Raw genomic sequence first — 17,729 nt, forward strand, 5'->3', positions numbered from 1 at the left:
GCCGAACGACGGGGCCCTGTTACGGCCAGACGACGCCAGTGATCGCGGTGCCGGCATCTCCCAGCGCGTCGGAGATGGCGGTCCCAAACGCGCCGGCAGCGACGGCGATGCCGCTGCCGATGATGGCCAGGATCAGAACATACTCGGCAGCCGAGGCGCCGGACTCGTCTTTGAGGAATGCAACAAACTTGGACATGTGTAGCTCCCACCAAATGGACGACAGGCCGCGCCACCATGGCTAACGGCGGATCTAGGGCTGAAGTGCTGGGAACCCCCCAATCGCTTCTACCTTGAGGCAATTTAATCCACAGGCTTAACCAACTGTAAACCTAAATACATGGTTAACAGTCGCCAACTCGAAGAATTCATTATTGAATTCGTGCGCTCGGCGCACAACTCAAGGTCAGACTTCTAATGTTATTGAATGTTAAAGTTCTCAGACCTGGATCATGACCTGACCAGCCGCCAGCACGCTTTTCGCTCACAAGGGGTATTGGGCTCGCCCCCGCACTTCGCGCCAAGCGAACACCTCAACTTATCGGTGCTGTCGGTAATCGTTCGCAGCGCAACCCAGAGGTATGTACGTAAATTCAGTAATCGCTGGCGGCGGGCCGCTGACGACTTGAACGACGCAGGCGAAAAGTCATCGGCGACACCGATCGACGCACGATCTGGCCTGCGCCCCAGGCGGCCAGCCCCGTCGCCGCCAGCAATTCGAGGGTCACAAAGACCTCGACAGCCCCGGCCGGGGGCGACGCCAGCAGCAGGAACGGCGTGAACAGCGGCACGTAGATCAGCCAGCCGAATGTCGCGCCGCCGGATGCGGCGGTCATGGCGACGAACAGCGACACCAACAGCACAGCAAACATCGGCCGCGCCAGGTTCTGGGCGTCGGCGCTGTCGCGGGCCAAGGCGCCGACCATGACCGTGAGGAAGCCGTAGAAGCCGAAGGTCAGCAGATAGATCACGCCCGCTCGCGCCAGCATCAGCGGCTCTGTGAAAGCCTGGAGGACTCCAGCCAGGGAGCCGGCCGCAGATGGCGCGAAGGTCGCCACCGCCGCCGGCGCGGCGAGCCAAGTCGCCACCACCAGCACCGAGACGGCGCCGACGCCCAGGACCTTGCCCAGCACGATGTCGAACGGCCGCGCGGCCGACAGCAGGATCTCCAGCGCCCTGTTGGCGCGCTCGCGGACCACCGCCTGCAGCAACATTCCCAGCGAGCCGATCAGCGTCACCCAGAGCAGCATGACCACCAGGAACCGCGAGGCGCCCTCCGGGTCGGCGGCCTTCACCTGCACAGGCGCGGCGCGGACCAGGCCGCCCTCGCTGCGCAACACCTCGACGACCCGCGCCCTTCCCGCTTCGGACAGCGGAAAGTCCGCGCTGAAGCGGGCCTCGAAGCCGCCGTCGACCTCGCCGGTCAGCACCAACTCCGCCTGCGGCGCCGGCGGCGTTCGGGCCAACAGCATTCCGCCGCCGGTCAACAGCGGCCCGATCGCCAGGGCCAGCCAGAAGCTGCCCGTCGTGGCGTAGGCGCGAAACTCGCGCGTCGCGATGAGCCACGACGGAGAGGTCATGCCACCCGCCGCTCGGGCGCCGCCTCGGAGGCCAGGCCCCAGAAGGCGCCTTCCAAGTCGGCCTTGATCGGTTCGAACGCGAAGATCGGCACGGCGTGATCGGCCAGGGCCCGCATCAGGGCCGGATGGGTGACGTCCTGAGGCAAGGTCACGCGCCAGCGCGCCGCCTCGCCCATGCGCGCGGCCATCGGCGCCAGGGTCCCTCCGACCGCCGCCGCCGCCCGCGCCAGGCCCAGGTCGTCCGGCGTAACCACCACCGCGCCATGCGGCGAGGACGCTGCGGCCTCGTCGGTCCGCCCCTCGAACACGGTCCGCCCCCGCGCCAGGATCACGATCCGGTCGCAGAGGCTTTCGGCCGACGCCATCGAATGGGTCGAGAACAGGATCGCGCCGCCGCCGGCGCGGAATTCGAAGAACAGCGAATGGACCTCGCTCTGCGCGATCGGGTCGAGGCCCGAGAACGGCTCGTCCAGGATCAACAGGTCGGGCTGGTGCGCCAGCGCGCACAGCAGTTGCACGCGCTGGGCGTTGCCCTTCGACAGCTCGCCGACCCGCGCGCGCCGCCGCTCGGCCAGGCCGATCCGCTCCAGCAGGCGGTCGGCGGCGCGGTAGGCGTCCGCCTTCGCCACCCCCTTGAGCCGCGCATGAAAGGCGATGACGTCGCGCGCCCGCTCGCGCGGAAACAGCCCGCGCTCCTCAGGCAGAAAGCCGACCCGCCGCCGCGCCGTATGGTCGGCCGCCCGGCCGAACAGCTCGATACGTCCGGCGTCGGGCGTCAGCAGGCCGAGAATGCAGCGAAGCGTCGTGCTCTTGCCCGCGCCGTTCACACCGATGAAGCCGGTGATGCTTCCGGCCGCGAGTTGCATGGAAACGTCGACGACGCCTCCCCCGCCAGCAAAGCGCTTGGCGAGCGACTCCACGCGCAGGGCATCGGGCGCAGCATGCATGGAGCGAGCCTTCCCTTGCTGCGATTAATCTTTTGCTAACGACGTTGATTGCGCTCATCTTTGTCGGGTCACCGTGTGCCTGGAGGGGCGACATGTCCCGCTTCAAAAGACTGGCGCCCTACTTCATCGTCGGCCCGATCAGCGGGCCGCTGCTGGCCGGCGTGGTGATCAATTTCCGCGAGGGACGGCCGGTGCTGGGCGGGCTCTACGCGATCGCCCTGGTGCAATACCTGCTGCTTCTGCCGACCATCACCGCCCAGCTCGGCCTCAACCTGGCCTGACGAGGCCTCAGGCCGCCGGATAGCAGGCGGTGGCCGAGAGCGGGATGATTGTCGAGGTGAACCCCGTCGAGAACGTATAGTTGGCGGTGCCGACCACCCTGTTGCCGCAGGCCGCGCTAGTCCTCGTGAACGTCGGGGCGACCGGACCTTTGTAGCGGCTCTTCGCATAGGCATCGGTCGTCGTCTGGTTGGTGCAGATCGTGGTCTTCACGCTTGCGCAGCGGGCCGCATCCTCGGCGGCGTAGTTCAGGGTCGAGACCGTATAGATCATCAGGCTCAGATTGATCGCGCCGATGGTCAGGATGATCATCGGCGCCAGGATCAGCACGAACTCCGCGGCCGCCGCGCCTCGCTCCTCGCGCCAGAACCGCCTGATCAGCCTGCGCAAGGTCGGCATTTCAGTTCATCCGCATCCAGGTGGTCTTGGTGATCGGCGTCGTCAGCAGGCTGGCCATCGAGACGTTCCCGAACACCGGCTCGTAGGGATACGACACCGTGACCTGCACGTAGTCGCCCGGCGCTGTCGTGCTGCCCGAAACCTGGGTCGCGCAGGTGAACGGGCTTGGCTTGGTCGGCGCCGAACCGAGCGTTCCCGTCGTCCCCACCGCCACGAGCGCGCCTGCGCTGTTGACGCAGTAATAGCCCTCGGTCGGACTGCCGGAGACGACCGTTACGGCTGTTCCCAGCGTCGTCGATTGCGCGGCCGTCAGGATCGTCGTCGCCAGACCCGAGCAATTCGTCACCGCCGGCAGCTTGGCGGACCTGTCGCAGGATTTCCAGACCGCGTGGCTCGCCGCCTGCGCCGCCATCTGCAGCTGCATCTTCTGGAAGACGTAGATCCCCAGGTCCACGGCGTTGAGCAACGGCAGCACCAGCACCGCCAGCCACAGCACGAACTCGACCGCCGCCGCGCCCTTGGTCTCGCGGATGAAGCGCGCGCTCATTGGACCAGCACCGTGCGCGTGGCGTTGGCGCCGGTCGGGGGCTTCAAGCCCGCCTGCGGGCACTCGGTCTGCTTCTCCAGGAATGTCGTCGTGCCGTTGGACCGGAACGTATCGACCACCAGGGCAAAGCAGTTGTGGCCGTTGCTGGCCTTGTTGACGATGCCGCTGACCTGGACCTCGGCCTTCGGCAGATAGATCAGGCCCGTGATGTTCCAGGTCGGGCTGTTGCCCGCCGCCGACCAGTCGATGCCGGACGTCAGGGCCGGGTCCTGATAGACGGCTACACCCGACCACGTCCCATAGGTCGGCGCGGCGATGTCCGCCGTGCCGCCCCCGGCCAGGATGTGATTGACCCCGCCCGCCGAGGGGCCGGCGAAGACAACGGTCAGCGCCGAGCCAGCAGCGGTCTTAAGCGTCTTCCCGCCCGAGATCGTCACCGCCCCTCTCCTGACCACCAAGACCGTGCCGCCAGGCGGGGTGGTGAGCGTCACATTGTCGGTGATGTTGAGAGGCCCGCACCGCTTCACTACCGATCCGAGCGTGCGATTGCTGTTCCAAGTCTCCGGCGAATAGCTGCTGCAGTCGTTCGCAGGGATGTTGGCCGCCAGACCCGAATAGGGATCGGCGATGTACGGGACGCCGGTCGTGCCTGTGCCACCGGCCGCGCAATTGCTCTGGTTGCCGCCCGCATCCGAGCCGTCGGCGTTGAGATTGCCCCCGTTGCAACGCGCCCTGCCGTTGGTGCCGACGCGGCAGCCCGACAGGTCCGCGCTGCTGCAGCCGTTGCAGCGGATGCCCTCGACGTTCGCCCCGCCCGACGCCAGCGCCAGCAGGCAATAGGTGTCCTTGACCCTGGGCGCGGCGATCGCGGTCGCCTGCACCCTCTGCGCACGTCCACCGTTCAAGTCCACGTCGCCGTCGAAACCGACGATCCGCGTCAGGTTCAGCGGCATCAGCCGGGTGATCGTCACGCGGTAGCAATCGCTGCTGGTCGCCGGCGCCGGACAGGTCGCCGTGTTGGTCGCAAAGACCGTGGTGGCGGCAGCCCCGTCCGTGAAGCCGAACTTGGTCGCCACCGACTTGGCCTCGACATCGTAATAGGGCGTCAGGGCGCTCACGCAGCCTGGGATCGTAGAGGCGCAGCCGTTGGTCGCCGCCGCCATGGCCGCGGCGTCCGCCGCCGCCTGCATCGAACGCTGGGCGAAGAACCAGCTCGAGGCCTCGGTGGCCATGCCCAGCATGCCGATGATGGGAATGAGCATGAGGGTCAGCATCGGGCTGACGCTCCCGCGGCCGTCACGCCCGAAGGCGAACATTCGCCGCAGAAGTCCGGGCCGCGACCGTTCAGATCTCTTGCAGACCCCGCCCATGACAGACAGTCCACCAGCTGACAGGCGCACCTATCTTGCGCCCGACTTCATTAGAGATCCAAGTTCATCGCCTTTTCAATAGCGCGACTCTTGTTACGCGAATTTGGCAGGCGATATCAAACATAGAGCGAACGATTTTTTCTTAACACATTCCTTAACACACAAATCTCGCGGAACATTTACTTCGCTAGACACGGCCCCAAGGCCTCACAACCCTGAATTACGAACCCCAACCGTCAATCCACGCTAAGGCGATAGCCCAGGCCGGCCTCGGCGATCAGAAATCTCGGAGCCGTCACGTCCGGCTCGATCTTGCGCCGCACCTGCCAGGCCAGCACCCGCACGTTCATGAAGTCGGCCTCGGTCCCCCGCCCCCAGATGCCCTCGTTGATCGCTTCGTGGGACACGACCTCGCCCCCCGCCTCGATCAGCAGTTGCAGCAGCTCGGTTTCCTTGCGCGAGAGCCGCACCGAGGCGCCGTCCACGGTCGCGCGCCGCACGGCGACGTCGACATGCAGCCCCTTGGCCGCCGGCCTGGGCGCCGGCGCTCCAGCCTGCGGCGCGCGCAGCGCCACGCGGATCCGCGCCAGCAGCTCGCCCATGTCGAAGGGCTTGGCCACGTAGTCGTTTGCGCCCAGGTCGAGGGCCGCGATCTTCTCGCGCTCCGAGCCTCGGGCCGACACCACCAGAATCGGCGCCCGGGAGATCACGCGCGCCTGGGCGATCACCTCCTTGCCGTCCATGTCGGGCAGTCCGAGGTCCAGCAGCACCACGCCGAACTCGTTGCGCACCAGCTGCTCCAGCGCCTCCAGCCCCGACTTGGCCGTGACGACCAGATAGCCCGCTTGGGTCAGGGCCGAGCGCAGCATCCGCTGCAGCTGCTCCTCGTCCTCGACGATCAGAATGCTCGACGCGCTCATTCAGCCCCCCGCCGCCGGCAGGCGGACAAAGACCACCAGCCCGCTCTCGCCGTCCGTTCGATTGGTCGCCCCGACCGATCCGTTCAGCATCTCGACCAGGCTTCGCGTGATGTAGAGGCCAAGCCCCAAGCCGGGCGCCTGGGTCGACTGGCTCCGGAAGAACCTGTCGAAGATGCGGTCTTCGTTGGCCGGCGCCACGCCGCTCCCCTGATCGGTGAATTCGATCACCAGCTCCTCGCCTTCGCGGCGACAGCGGATGCCGACCATCGAGCCTTCGGCGCTGAACTTGATCGCGTTTTCCAGAATGTTGCCGAACACCTGGGCCAGCAGGCTGCGGTCGGCGATCACCGCCGCCTCGCCCACCTGCGCATGCAGGAAGCGCCGCGCGCCGCCCGCCTCGCCGAACGTCTCCCAGACGTCGTAGATCAGCGGCTCCAGCGCGACCTCGGTCAGGTTGACGTCGATCGCCCCAGACTCCAGCCGCGCCACGCTGAGGAAGTTCTCGACATAGCGGTTCAGCCGGTTGGCCTGCTCCTTGATGATCAGCAGCAGCTCGCGCCGAGCCTCGCGGTCGTGTTGCTCCGGCAGGCTCAGGATGCTCGTGGCCGATCCCAGAATCCCCGCCAGCGGCGAGCGGAAGTGATGCGAAACGGCGTCCAGCAGAATGGTCCGCAGATGCTCGGTCCGCGCCCGGAACTCCATCTCCGCCTTCTCGACCCCCAGCCGCGCCCGCACGATGGCCGAAGCGCCAAGGTCGATCACAGAGGCGGCCACATCGTCGCCTTCGCCTCTGCGTTCAGCGCGCCGCCCCGGCAGCCAGCGGACCGTACCGACGACCCGGCCGTCCGAGGCGAGTTCGCGCTCGCGCCAAGGCCCGCCTGTCCCTGGCGAGGGCTTGCCCCGCCCCTCCGCAACCGAGGCCAGCCGTCCCTCCCCGGCCTCGTCGACCAATTCGACAGCGCCGCCGCCGGTCACCTTCACCAGGCTCTCGAGCAGGATCTGCCGGACGGCGGCCTCGTCGGCGCCCGCGGCCAGCTCCCGGCTCGCCGCGGTCAGGCCCTGAATGGCCCGCCGTTCCTGTTGCAGCCGGTCGGCCAGCCTGCCGACCGCCCAGCCGAAGGCGGCGAACATCAGCAGATCGAAGGCGACCACCTGCGGCGCGGCCACGAACTGATCCGTCGCCGGAAACGCCAGCAGCGCCAGCACCGCCAGTATTCCGCCCGACAGCCCCAGGCTCGCCCCCAAGGCGCCGCCCGCCGCCAGCACCGAACCGATCATGATGACCGTCGGCGCGCTAGGCCCCAGCCCGGCGCCGACGACGTGGGCCAGCGCCAGGCCGGCGCCGACGACCAGAACGCAGGCCATGGTGCGGCCGGCGTTCTCAAGCATCTCCGAGCGGCTGAGCCCGTCGGCGCCGCCGCTGCGCATGAATTGGCCAAGCGCCGTGTCGGACACGTGGACCGACAACCGCTCCCCGGCCGCCAACAGCGCGCGCGCGGCGCTCTCGCGCCGGCGGGCGAAATCCGCGTAGAGCCCCGCCGACACCACCGCCGCGCAGAGCAGGCCGAACAACAGGCCGTCCTCCGACAGCCAGCCGTGCGGCAGCAACGGCGCGCGGGCCACGACATGCATGCCGGCCAGCGCCAGCCCGCCCACGGCCAGGCCGTAGAGCAGGCCCAGCGCCGTGGCGACAACCAGCACGGCAGCCAGCAGCACGGCGCTGAACCGTTCCAGCCGATACTCGCCGATCAGGGCCAGATCGACCCCGGCCGCCACGATCAAGACAAGCAGAAAGGCTGCGAGGTATGCAGCCCCTATGAGGCGCACGCCTGCAGGACGCTCCACATCCAGGTGCACGCGCGACATGGACACATCCTTGCGCTGTTACCGGCGGTAAGCATCGATTACTTCAATGATCGTAAGCACATAAATGCAGATCCGCTAAGCTTCTTGTGAAGCTTGACGCCTGCGCTCGTCCGCTCAGGGCGGCGGCGGCAAGGGGGCCCAGCGGGTCGGGCTGGTTTCGCGCCAGGGATGCCCCAAGGGTTGCCAGTGCCCTTCCAGCCACTCGGACCAGTAGACCACCATGGGCGTTGCGCCCTCCACCAGGGCCAGTATCTCGCGACCGTCCTGCGGCGCGTTCTCCATCGATTGCCAGATCATGTCGGAACCTCGTCTGTTGGACCGAGGCGCTTCCACTCCATTGGTCAGCATGGCGGCGTTCGAGGCCGCCCGCCGAGACTAGAATTCTTCAGATGGTGAATAGTTCTCGGCCTGCCGCGCGAATGGGCGCCTGACGAACGCGCCGCCCGTTCCGATGCAGTTCCTGCTGCCAGGCTCCACGAACCTGCTATCTTCGGCCAACTCCCGCACCAGGAGCGCCCATGAGCTCACCCGCCATTCCGCCGCGCCACTACCCGACGCCCAGCGCAAAGTGCGCCGACCTTGTCGTGCACGTCGTCGGCCTGACCCTCGCTCTCATCGGCGGGATCGTGCTCCTGACCCTGGCGGTGAAAGCCCACTCGCTCAGCATGGCGCTGGCGGTCGGCATCTACGCCGCCGGCCTGCTGGCCATGCTCGGCTTCTCGACGGCCTACAACTTCGCCAAGCCGCGGTATCGCCCGACCCTGCGACGGCTCGACCATGCCGGCATCTTCCTGATGATCGCCGGCTCGTACACGCCCTTCACCACCCAGACCCTCACCGGCGCGTGGTCCTGGGGCATGACGGCGGCCGTGTGGTCGGTCGCCGCCTTCGGGGCGCTGGGCAAGGTGCTGCTGCCCGGCATAGGTCGGCGCGTGTGGGTCGCGGCCTACCTGCTGCTCGGCTGGATCGTGCTCGTGGCCTTCAAGCCGCTGATCGCCAACGCCACCAGCCTGACCATCCTGCTGCTGGCGATCGGGGGCCTGCTCTATTCCAGCGGCGTCGCCTTCTACCTCAACAAGCAGCTCCGCTACGCCCGCGCGATCTGGCACGGCCACGTCGTGGCCGGGGCCGGCGTTCATTGGGCCGCGGTGCTGCTGGGCGTCGTGCTCACCGCCCGCTAGCATCAAGCCAGTGGCGGCGGGCTCCGGTCGACCAGCCGACGTCGCGGCGCGAACGAGCGTTCCTCCGGCGCCACCAGCCTGCCCAGATAGGTCGACAGCTGATCGGCGACCTTCCCGGGCTGGCGCTGCAGCGGAAGCTGCGCCCTCACCCGAAGGCCGCCCTTGCCTGGCTCCAGGTCCAGGCGGCCGCCCAGTTCGATCAGCCGGCCGCGCATGCCGCTGATGCCGACCCCGGTGTCGTCGTCGGCGCTCGGCAGTCGGCCGCTCTTGGGCTTGCCGCCATCGTCCTCGACCATCAGCGAGATCTGCGCGCCCGCATAGTCCAGCACCGCATGCACCTTGTGGGCTGTCGTGTGCCGATGAACGTTCATCAGCGCTTCCTGGAAGATCCGGAACAGCGCCGTCTCCATGGCCGGCGAGGTCTGCTTGGGCTCGCCCACCATGTCGACCGAGATCCGCAGCGAGGCGCGGCGACCGAACCCGTCTGCGAACCCGCGCAGCTTGTCGATCAAGTCGCGCTGCTCCTCCTTGGGCGGATGCAGCATGAACGAGAAGCTGCGGATCTCCGCGTGCGCCGCGGCGATCGAGTTGCGGATGTCGCGCAGGATATCCTGGTGGCTCTCGTCGAACACGACCCGCCTCTCCAGGGCCTTCAGCGACAGGCCGATGGCCACCAGGTGCTGGGCCGTGGAGTCGTGCAGTTCACGCCCGATCCGGCGGCGCTCATCCTGCTCGGCGCGAATGATGTCCTCCCTGGCCTTCGCCAGTTCGATCGCCTGCACCTCGGCCGCCGTGACGTCCGACGCCACGCCGATGACCCGCCGCACGCCGCCGTCCGGCGTGCGCGAAAACACCCGCGCCCGCGACCGGACAGTGATCCAGTTCCCGTCCTTGCCGCGCATCCGGAACTGCGCCTCGGTGACCTGCTGGTTCCCCAGCATCGCCATTTCGCTCAGATGCCGCTCCAACACCGGCAAGTCGCTTGGATGCAGCCGGTGCTGCACGTCGCCCAGACCAGCTCCGGCCGGCGACAGGCCCAGGCTCTCAGCCAACTCCGGATGAATGTACCGCGTCCGCCGCTGGCCGACGTCGTACACGTAGAGCATCCCCGTGCTGATCGGCCCCAGGTGATCGAACAGGGTCTCGCTGTGCGTGGTCAACTGGTGCGAGCGGCCCGGCGGGGCGATCGTCAGGATCACCTGCTCGACCCCGTCCTCGGCCCACTCCACCGGGTGGGCCCAGACGCGGCGTCCCTCCGGACAGTCGGCCGTGCGCCGGACATGCTCGATCCGACCCGCGCGGCCGGCCTGCACGCAGTCTTCGATCAAGGATTGCAGCCGGCGGCCGTCGGCGTCCCCGAACACCTCGCTAAGCCGCCGCCCCCGAGCTGAGGCGCCCGCCATGCCGGCGCTTTGACGAAAGTCTGGATTTGCGGAAATCAGTTGCGCCTGGCCGTTTCGGAGCTCGGCCAGCGCAACGCCCGCTCTTATTTTGTCACGCGCCCGCGGGCGCTGTAACGCGGCCGCAGCCGCGTCGTTCTGGGGTAACGCCATCGTCCGTCTCCCGCTTCCCTTGGCCCATAGGCTTCAGGAAGTCCCAAACTGCGGCGCCCATTCCCCCGACAAAAAAACACTCGCTAAAATACATGCCCAGGAGCAGTCGTATATGGGTGATCTTACGGATGCACTAACTAATCCAATGGGTGTATTCCCTAGGCACTATCACCTGGGGTGTTCAATGCTGAGGATTCTGATCGCTGACGATCACGAGATCGTCCGGCGCGGCATAAGGGATATTGTTGAGAGCCACCCCGGGTGGGAGGTGTGCGGAGAAGCATCAGATGGGCAGCACGCCGTGGAGCTTGCGGTCGCCCACCAGCCCGATGTCGCGGTTGTCGACGTGTCGTTGCCACTGATGAACGGCCTGGCCGTTACACGGCGTCTGCGGCAGGACTCGCCACAGACCAACGTCCTGCTTTTCACCATGCATGACGATGACGAGACCGTCAGCGGCGGCTTGGCCGCGGGGGCTCGCGGCTACCTCCTGAAGAGCGAGAGCGAACAGCACCTTGAGGCGGCGATCTCCGCACTGGGGGCAAATCGCCCGTATTTCTCCTCTTCGGTCTCCGAATTGCTGCTTGAGGCGGCAGTCAGCGAGCGCAAACGCTCCCGGCTGGAGAGCTTCACCATGCGCGAACTGGAGGTCGCCCAGCTCATCGCCGAGGGCAACTCCAACAAGCAGATCGCCCGCCAGTTGCTGATCAGCGTCAAGACGGTGGAGAGCCACCGCGCCGCAGCGATGCGCAAGGCCGGCGTGCGGACTGCGGCCGAGTTCGTCCGCTTCGGGATCAAACACAACCTGATCCAGCCTTAGGTCCCATACCGGCGGAGCCTGACATCGGGTTTGACCCGATGGCGGCGGCGGGCGGGCGCTGGGACGCTTCCTCTCAACAAGGAGGCGTCCACACTCATGGCGTCGCACTTCGAAACCAATCCATTCGACGTCCGGCGCGCCGCCGCCGATGGCGTCGTTCTCGGATTTCCGCTGCTGCTGGTCGATGCGGTGCGCCGCACGCATCCCGTCGGCATGAATCAGATTCTCGCCCTGCCCGACGATTGCAGCGCCATCGCGCCCGGCCTCGCGGACGATGACGAATTGATCGTGCGCGCCAGCGCCTGGATCGATCTCAGCGCTGGTCCGATCCTGCTGTCACTGCCCGACCTGGGCGGGCGGCATTGGGCGATCTCGCTGTTCGACGCCTGGGGAGAGCGCATCGCGCGGGTCGATCCGCGCACGCATCGCGGCGGCGTCACCCTGGCGCTGGCCGGACCGAAGTGGCGCGGCGAGGCCCCCGAGGATGTTGTCGCGCGGCGGTCCCACACAGACCTGGTCTGGGCGGTGATCCGCGTCGCCGCGCGCGACGCCGCCGATCTCGAGGCCGCCCGCGCCCTGCTGTCCAAGCTCGCCATCGCCGCCTCGGAGGACGACGCGCAAGCCCCGCACAGGCTGCACGGCCGGGTCGACGCGCCGCTGCAGTCGGCGCTGGACGCCCTGACCTCGCTCAGTCCCCACCGGCTGTTTCACCACCTGGCGCGGCTGCTGGACCGCTATCCCGCCGACGAGGGACGCGACACGGCCCCGTTGACCGCAATCGGCATGACCCCGGGGCTGGCCTTTCACCTGCCTGAAGAGCAGGCCCTGCGCGATGCGCTGACTCTCGGTGTCGCAGACGGCTTTGGCCGGGTGATCCATTCCGATACGCCGTCCGAGACGGCCGGCTGGAGACGCGCCACGCCCGGCGCGGACGATGCGGCGACCGCGATCCTGGCTTGCCTGGGCGCCGCCGCGCCAGAGGACATCCAGCATTGGATCTGCGACGTGGACAGCGACGGACGCCCGCTCATGGGCTCGGAGCCTTACATCCTGCGTTTTCCGCGCGGCGAAACCCCGCCGACCGACGGCTTCTGGACCCTGACCCTAGCCAGCCGCGCGCCCAGCGGCGCCCTGCGGCCCGACCGTCACTATCTCGACAGCCGCAACGACCTGGTCCTCGATCCGGACGGCGCACTGACCATCCGCGTCGAGCATCAGCCCCAGCCGCCGCAGTCGAACTGGCTGCCCGCGCCGCCGGGGCGCCTGCGGCTGCGCCTCAAGCTCTACTGGCCAAAGGCCACGGCTCTCGACGGGAGTTGGTCGCCGCCCGCACCAGAGCGCATCGGCGGCGTGCGCCGAACACCTTCTTCCAAACCTGAAAACCGGGAGTCCCCCCAATGAAGTACTTCCCCTGGCTCTCAGCCCTTGCCGCGGGCGCGCTGCTTGCCTCGCCGGCTCTCGCGCAGCAGACGACCGGCGCAGCGCCGGCCGCTCAGGCCGCGACCACTGATGACGACAACCCCATCGATCCCCAGGCGATCGAAGCCCTCAAGCGCATGAGCGCCTACCTCGGCACGCAGACCGCCTTCGAACTGGTCTCCGACGGCTCCATCGACGTGGTCCTCGACGATGGGCAGCGCCTGCAGTTCGGTGAACGCTCGACCTACAAGGTTCGCGCGCCGAACGGCTTCGTCATCGAGCGGGTCGGCGACTACAAGGACCGCCGGTTCACCTATGACGGCAAGCAGCTCACCGTCTCCTCGCCGCGCACCTCGTACTACGCCCAGGTCGACGCGCCCCCCACCATCCGCGAGACTCTCGCCGTGGCCAAGGACCGCTACGGCATCGAGCTTCCGCTGACCGACCTTTTCCGCTGGAGCGAACCCGGCGGCGGTCGCATCGACGAGGTGAAAGAGGCGATCTACGTCGGCCCAGCGAACATCGCCGGCACGCCGACCGACCACTACGCCTTCCGCGAGGCGGACCTCGATTGGCAGATCTGGATCGCCCAAGGCCCTGCCCCGGTCCCGCGCAAGGTCGTCATCACCGACCGCACCGATCCGAGCTCGCCGCAGTTCGTCACCACCATGACGTGGAACTTCAAGCCGACGTTCGACGCCCAGACCTTCGCCTTCAAGGCGCCGGCAGGCGCGATGCCCATCCGTCTCACCGCGCTGAACCAATAGGGAGAGATCCGCCATGTCAAAGTTCGGCAAAACCTCGCTCGCCGCCGCGGTGATGGCTGCGGCGCTTTTCCCCGTCCTGGCCGAGGCCCGTCCGGGCGGCGGAGGCGGCGGCCACCAGGTGCGCGGCTCGGCGCGGACCAGCGTTCACGGCGCCAAGCCGGCGGCGGCGCGCGCGCCAGCCCAGCGTCCCAACGCCAGCGCGAACCGGGCGGCGGCGTCCAATCGTGCGGCGGCCGGAAACGTGAACCGCTCCGGCAACGTCAACCGGTCCGGCAATGTGAACCGCGGCGGCAACAACCGGGTGAACACCGGCAACGTCAATGTCGGCAACAACGTCAACGTCAATGTCGACCACGACAACGGCTGGGGCTGGGATGACCGCGACTACCATCCCGTCGCCGCCGGCGTGGCTTTCGGAACCGCCGCGGCCGTCACGTCCGCCGCGCTCGGCTCGCGCTACTACTCGCTGCCGCCGGCCTGCTCGCCCTACCCCTACTCCGGCTACACCTACTACTCGTGCGGCGGGACCTATTACGCGCCCCGTTACGAAGGCGACACCGTGGTCTACGTGGTCGTCGACCGTCCCGGCTAGCATCCGTGCGCATCACAGTACTGGCGTGTTGTCTGGCGCTGGCCTCCCCAGCCCTGGCTGAGGAGGCGCTCGCCACCAAGCCGCCCAAGCCGTTCAGCGTCGTGGCCATGCCCATCCCGGTCTCCAATCCGGCGATCGGCAACGGCCTGGCGGTCGCCGCCCTCGGGATCTACACGCGCGACCAGGCCGACCCGCCCTGGATCACCGCGGTCGGGGGCATGTACAGCGACACCCACAGCTGGGCCGTCGCGGTCGGCCAGCAAGCCAACCTCCGCAACGACACCGTCCGCCTCACCCTCGGCGGCGGCGGCGGCGACTTCCATCTCGACTTCTACGGCGTCGGCGCCGGCGCGGGCGCGCGCAACCGCGCCATTCCGATCGAGCAGCAGGCCGCAGGCTTGCTGGCCGAAGCGCTGTTTCAGGTCCGGCCGCACACCTATGTCGGGGTTCGCTACCGAGGCGTCGCGGTCAAGACGACGTTGGAGCTCTCCGAGATCCCCTTCCCAGACCTGCAATTGCCGAAGTTCGAACTCGACAGCGCCCTGTCCTCGCTCGGCCTGGCCGCCGAGTACGACAGCCGCGACAGCGAGTTCGGCCCTCGCAAGGGGGCCTACGCCACGGCCCAGTTCCTGGTCGCGTCCAAGACCCTCGGCAGCGACTTCGACTACAACCGGTTCGAGCTGGCCGCCAACGCCTACCACGCCCTCTCCGACAAGGCGGTCGTCGCCGGACGGCTGGCGCTCTGCGACTCCGGGGACGGCGCGCCGTTCTACGATCTCTGCATGTTCGGCCAGAACAACGACCTGCGCGGCTACGATCCAGGCCGCTACCGTGACCACACGCTGGCCTCCGTCCAGGTCGAGTATCGGCGCGACCTCTTCTGGCGGTTCGGCGCGGTCGCCTTCGCCGGCGTCGGCGGCGTCGCCCCCTCATTCGACAAGCTCGGCAAGCTGCTGCCCGCCGCCGGCGTAGGACTGCGCTTCAAGGCCTCCAAGACCCACCGCGTCAACGCCAGCTTCGACGTCGCCTTCGCCGAGGACTCCCAGGCCTTCTACTTCTACATCGGCGAAGCCTTCTGACCTCCGGGTAATCCACGGCGCACATGAGGCGCCGACCTGATCACGGCGGTGATCGCGCAGTGGTGTGATGGCCTTGTCGGAACGCTCCTTCCCCTCCCCCCGGGGAACGATCCGTCAGTCGGGCCTGGCGCCCGGCCTCCTGGACAGGGCCCCGCGCCAAGGCGCGGGGCCTATCTTTCGTCGGCGCATTGTCAGGGTTTCGCCGGATCGCCAACCGCTGTTCCCGATGGTGAGATCGCGTTCTACCGCTTCCCCAGCAAGGATCCGCCGAATGCCCCAAATGCAGCGAAAGGCTCAGGCGCGCCCGCGCCACGCTCCCCGGCCGGGCATGGTCTGGATACCGGGCGGAGCCTTTCGCATGGGCTCTGACGTCCACTACGCCGAGGAGGCTCCGACCCGCCAGGTCGAGGTGGACGGCTTCTGGATCGACGAGCGCCCCGTGACCAATCGCGACTTCGCGGCCTTCGTCGAGGCTACAGGCTGGGTGACGATCGCCGAGCGCCCCGCCGATCCCGCCGACTATCCCGGCGCCGACCCGGCGATGCTCGCCCCCTCCTCGCTGCTGTTCACGCCATCGGCCGGCCCGGTGCCGCTGAACGACATCCGCGCCTGGTGGCGCTACACCCCCGGCGCCGACTGGCGCCATCCCTATGGCCCAGACAGCTCGCTCGAGGGCCTCGATGACCACCCCGTGGTCCACGTCGCCTGGGCCGACGTCGAGGCCTTCGCCCAATGGCGCCAGGCCGAGCTGCCCACCGAGGCCGAATGGGAGTTCGCCGCCCGCGGCGGGCTCGACGGCAAGGTCTACGCCTGGGGCGACGCCTTCGAACCGGGCGGGCGGCCGATGGCCAAGACCTGGCAAGGCAAGTTCCCCTTCGAGAACCTGGACAAGACCGGCTGGCCCCGAACCTCGCCGGTCGGCTCCTATCCGCCCAACGGCTATGGCCTGCTCGACATGATCGGCAACACCTGGGAGTGGACCTCCGACTGGTGGTCGACCCATTCGACCGAGCCGGTGAAGGGTTGCTGCGCGACCAGCCGCTCACAGGCCGCCCTGGAAGCCAGCTATGATCCCAACCAGCCGGACATCCGCATCCCGCGCAAGGTGCTCAAGGGCGGCTCCCACCTCTGCGCGCCCTCCTACTGCCGGCGTTACCGCCCGGCGGCGCGCCACGCTCAGCCGGTGGACACCTCGACCAGCCACGTCGGCTTCCGCTGCATCGTCCGCCCCTAGGACGGGATGAGATAGGTCACCACGAAGCGCAGGCCCCAGTCGGGCCCGCCATCGGGCTTCTCGACATAGTAGCGGCCGAAGATCCCCGCCTGGATGCGCTGTTCGCCCAGCTTGTACATGTGGGTCACGCCGACGTTCAGCGGCACGGTCCACTGCTCGCGCGTCCAGTCGTAGGTGCTCTCCAGATTGAACACGATGCCTGTAGTGCTCGGGAACGTGTAGTTGAAGAACGGCTGAAGCAGGGTGGAGTTGGTCTCTTCGTTGCTTTCCGCATCGCTCAGCGACCAGAGCTGCGTCGCCAGGACGCCATAGGTCATGTGGCCGTCCTGCTTGAGAACCAGACCCGCCGGTCCCGCCGCCCATTGGCCCGACCCGAGCCCGTCGGTCCCCGTCGGGTAGAATACCGCCGGACCGAAGCCTACCGTCGTCCCCTGCGTCTTCGGCGAGAAGAAGAAGGTCTGCAGGGTGTCGCCGAACCCCAGCGCATCGCCCCCGGCCGGCGTCGTCTGCGTCTGCGAGACGATCGGCACGATCGTCCGAACGATCAGGTTCCAGTCCTCGGTCAGGTGAATGGGAACCACCGGCTGGATGTTCAGCGTCACCCGCTCGCCGTCCGCGGGGCCGTAGCAGCAGTCATAGTTGAACTGGAACGGCAGGCTGACGAGGTCCGCCACCGGGTTGGCCAGCTTCTTGGCCAGATCGGCGTCGGAATCCTGGGCGGCGGCCAGGCCGGGCGCGGCCATCACGGCCGCTCCCATCATTGCGATGAACTTCATGCCGGCGCTCTCCCCAGCCGGAGCATGCCGCCCGCGGTAGCGCCGCCGGGCGTGCTGCTGACGGTGTCTATGTGACGAACCCCGGAGGCGCCCAGGCTCGTCCGGCCCTCCGCCGGGTGTGCGATGCAGGCCAAGGCCGCGCCGACCAGCAGATAGCGGCCGATATTGAGGGACTTGCCGCTCATGGGGTCGCTCTCGCCAGCATCAAACAGCCCTCCGTCATGTCGCCTGACGGTTTCACCCGCGCTCGCCCCCCCCGGCTATCGGGTCCAACCCTGACAGCGGGCGCGGGTTTGGCGCATCAAGCGGGTCGCACGTCCCCTCGGACGGCGCGGAGGCGTCCGGCGCCTAGGACCGCGGTGTCAGGGTTTCCCCGATGGTCGGCCTCGCCGACCTCGGCTTG

The 17,729-nt window shown here is 68.0% G+C and carries 20 protein-coding genes; 8 read left to right on the plus strand and 12 right to left on the minus strand.

Going from position 1 to position 17,729, the window contains the following annotated elements; genetic code table 11:
* Positions 1-19 precede the first annotated feature (19 nt).
* The 3 genes from ASC79_RS20770 to ASC79_RS09745 form a co-directional block, all read right to left on the minus strand.
* On the minus strand, positions 20-196 hold the full coding sequence (locus ASC79_RS20770) for a Flp family type IVb pilin (protein WP_082532052.1): 177 nt from the start codon (positions 194-196) through the stop codon (positions 20-22).
* Between the two features lie 394 nt (positions 197-590).
* Complete coding sequence (locus ASC79_RS09740; RefSeq protein WP_056025256.1) at positions 591-1,577, minus strand: ABC transporter permease; 987 nt, start codon at positions 1,575-1,577, stop codon at positions 591-593.
* Positions 1,574-2,524, minus strand: coding sequence for an ABC transporter ATP-binding protein (locus ASC79_RS09745; RefSeq protein ID WP_056025259.1), 951 nt, complete (start codon positions 2,522-2,524; stop codon positions 1,574-1,576). The genes ASC79_RS09740 and ASC79_RS09745 overlap by 4 nt, the downstream gene beginning before the upstream one ends.
* 92 nt (positions 2,525-2,616) lie before the next feature.
* On the opposite strand from ASC79_RS09745, the gene ASC79_RS09750 reads away from it, so the two are divergent.
* Positions 2,617-2,805 (plus strand): hypothetical protein, encoded by a 189-nt coding sequence (locus ASC79_RS09750; protein WP_056025261.1) that lies wholly within the window; start codon positions 2,617-2,619, stop codon positions 2,803-2,805.
* 7 nt (positions 2,806-2,812) lie between these two features.
* Here ASC79_RS09750 and ASC79_RS09755 read toward each other — a convergent pair whose 3' ends face one another.
* The 6 genes from ASC79_RS09755 to ASC79_RS09780 all read right to left on the minus strand — a co-directional run bounded on the left by ASC79_RS09755 (position 2,813) and on the right by ASC79_RS09780 (position 8,202).
* Positions 2,813-3,202 (minus strand): TadE/TadG family type IV pilus assembly protein, encoded by a 390-nt coding sequence (locus tag ASC79_RS09755; RefSeq protein ID WP_056025264.1) that lies wholly within the window; start codon positions 3,200-3,202, stop codon positions 2,813-2,815.
* Between the two features lies 1 nt (position 3,203).
* The gene (locus tag ASC79_RS09760) at positions 3,204-3,749 is read right to left on the minus strand and encodes a TadE/TadG family type IV pilus assembly protein (protein WP_056025267.1); all 546 of its coding nucleotides are present in this window, start codon (positions 3,747-3,749) and stop codon (positions 3,204-3,206) included.
* On the minus strand, positions 3,746-5,119 hold the full coding sequence (locus ASC79_RS09765; protein ID WP_082532053.1) for a pilus assembly protein TadG-related protein: 1,374 nt from the start codon (positions 5,117-5,119) through the stop codon (positions 3,746-3,748). The genes ASC79_RS09760 and ASC79_RS09765 overlap by 4 nt, the downstream gene beginning before the upstream one ends.
* 236 nt (positions 5,120-5,355) lie before the next feature.
* A complete protein-coding gene (locus ASC79_RS21695; RefSeq protein ID WP_056025273.1) occupies positions 5,356-6,039 on the minus strand; it encodes a response regulator transcription factor in 684 nt (227 codons plus the stop codon).
* Positions 6,040-7,905, minus strand: a complete 1,866-nt coding sequence (locus tag ASC79_RS09775) for an ATP-binding protein (protein ID WP_156378463.1) — start codon at positions 7,903-7,905, stop codon at positions 6,040-6,042.
* Positions 7,906-8,019: 114 nt separating this feature from the next.
* The gene (locus ASC79_RS09780) at positions 8,020-8,202 is read right to left on the minus strand and encodes a hypothetical protein (RefSeq protein WP_056025279.1); all 183 of its coding nucleotides are present in this window, start codon (positions 8,200-8,202) and stop codon (positions 8,020-8,022) included.
* A 221-nt stretch (positions 8,203-8,423) separates the two neighbouring features.
* Here ASC79_RS09780 and ASC79_RS09785 point away from each other — a divergent pair, with 221 nt between their 5' ends.
* Positions 8,424-9,086: a hemolysin III family protein gene (locus tag ASC79_RS09785; RefSeq protein WP_056025282.1), complete on the plus strand. Its 663-nt coding sequence runs from the start codon at positions 8,424-8,426 to the stop codon at positions 9,084-9,086.
* Between the two features lie 2 nt (positions 9,087-9,088).
* Here the strand turns inward: ASC79_RS09785 and ASC79_RS09790 are convergent, their stop codons facing one another.
* Entirely contained in the window at positions 9,089-10,639 is a 1,551-nt protein-coding gene (locus ASC79_RS09790) for a histidine kinase (RefSeq protein ID WP_082532054.1), read from the minus strand.
* A 184-nt stretch (positions 10,640-10,823) separates the two neighbouring features.
* On the opposite strand from ASC79_RS09790, the gene ASC79_RS09795 reads away from it, so the two are divergent.
* From ASC79_RS09795 to ASC79_RS09820, 6 genes are all read left to right on the plus strand, one after another.
* Positions 10,824-11,459, plus strand: a complete 636-nt coding sequence (locus ASC79_RS09795; RefSeq protein WP_056025289.1) for a response regulator transcription factor — start codon at positions 10,824-10,826, stop codon at positions 11,457-11,459.
* A gap of 96 nt (positions 11,460-11,555) precedes the next feature.
* Positions 11,556-12,860, plus strand: a complete 1,305-nt coding sequence (locus tag ASC79_RS09800; protein WP_056025292.1) for a DUF1254 domain-containing protein — start codon at positions 11,556-11,558, stop codon at positions 12,858-12,860.
* The gene (locus tag ASC79_RS09805) at positions 12,857-13,645 is read left to right on the plus strand and encodes a DUF2092 domain-containing protein (protein ID WP_056025295.1); all 789 of its coding nucleotides are present in this window, start codon (positions 12,857-12,859) and stop codon (positions 13,643-13,645) included. Before ASC79_RS09800 ends, ASC79_RS09805 begins: the two co-directional genes overlap by 4 nt.
* 13 nt (positions 13,646-13,658) lie before the next feature.
* Positions 13,659-14,237 (plus strand): hypothetical protein, encoded by a 579-nt coding sequence (locus ASC79_RS09810; protein WP_056025298.1) that lies wholly within the window; start codon positions 13,659-13,661, stop codon positions 14,235-14,237.
* 5 nt (positions 14,238-14,242) lie between these two features.
* Positions 14,243-15,316 (plus strand): BamA/TamA family outer membrane protein, encoded by a 1,074-nt coding sequence (locus ASC79_RS09815; protein ID WP_056025301.1) that lies wholly within the window; start codon positions 14,243-14,245, stop codon positions 15,314-15,316.
* Positions 15,317-15,644: 328 nt separating this feature from the next.
* A complete protein-coding gene (locus ASC79_RS09820) occupies positions 15,645-16,550 on the plus strand; it encodes a formylglycine-generating enzyme family protein (RefSeq protein ID WP_056025304.1) in 906 nt (301 codons plus the stop codon).
* Here the strand turns inward: ASC79_RS09820 and ASC79_RS09825 are convergent.
* On the minus strand, positions 16,547-17,326 hold the full coding sequence (locus tag ASC79_RS09825) for a hypothetical protein (RefSeq protein WP_056025307.1): 780 nt from the start codon (positions 17,324-17,326) through the stop codon (positions 16,547-16,549). The genes ASC79_RS09820 and ASC79_RS09825 overlap by 4 nt on opposite strands.
* The gene (locus tag ASC79_RS09830) at positions 17,323-17,511 is read right to left on the minus strand and encodes a hypothetical protein (RefSeq protein ID WP_056025309.1); all 189 of its coding nucleotides are present in this window, start codon (positions 17,509-17,511) and stop codon (positions 17,323-17,325) included. Before ASC79_RS09830 ends, ASC79_RS09825 begins: the two co-directional genes overlap by 4 nt.
* Positions 17,512-17,729: the final 218 nt, after the last annotated feature.

Source organism: Phenylobacterium sp. Root1290 (assembly GCF_001425305.1).
Taxonomy (GTDB): domain Bacteria; phylum Pseudomonadota; class Alphaproteobacteria; order Caulobacterales; family Caulobacteraceae; genus Phenylobacterium.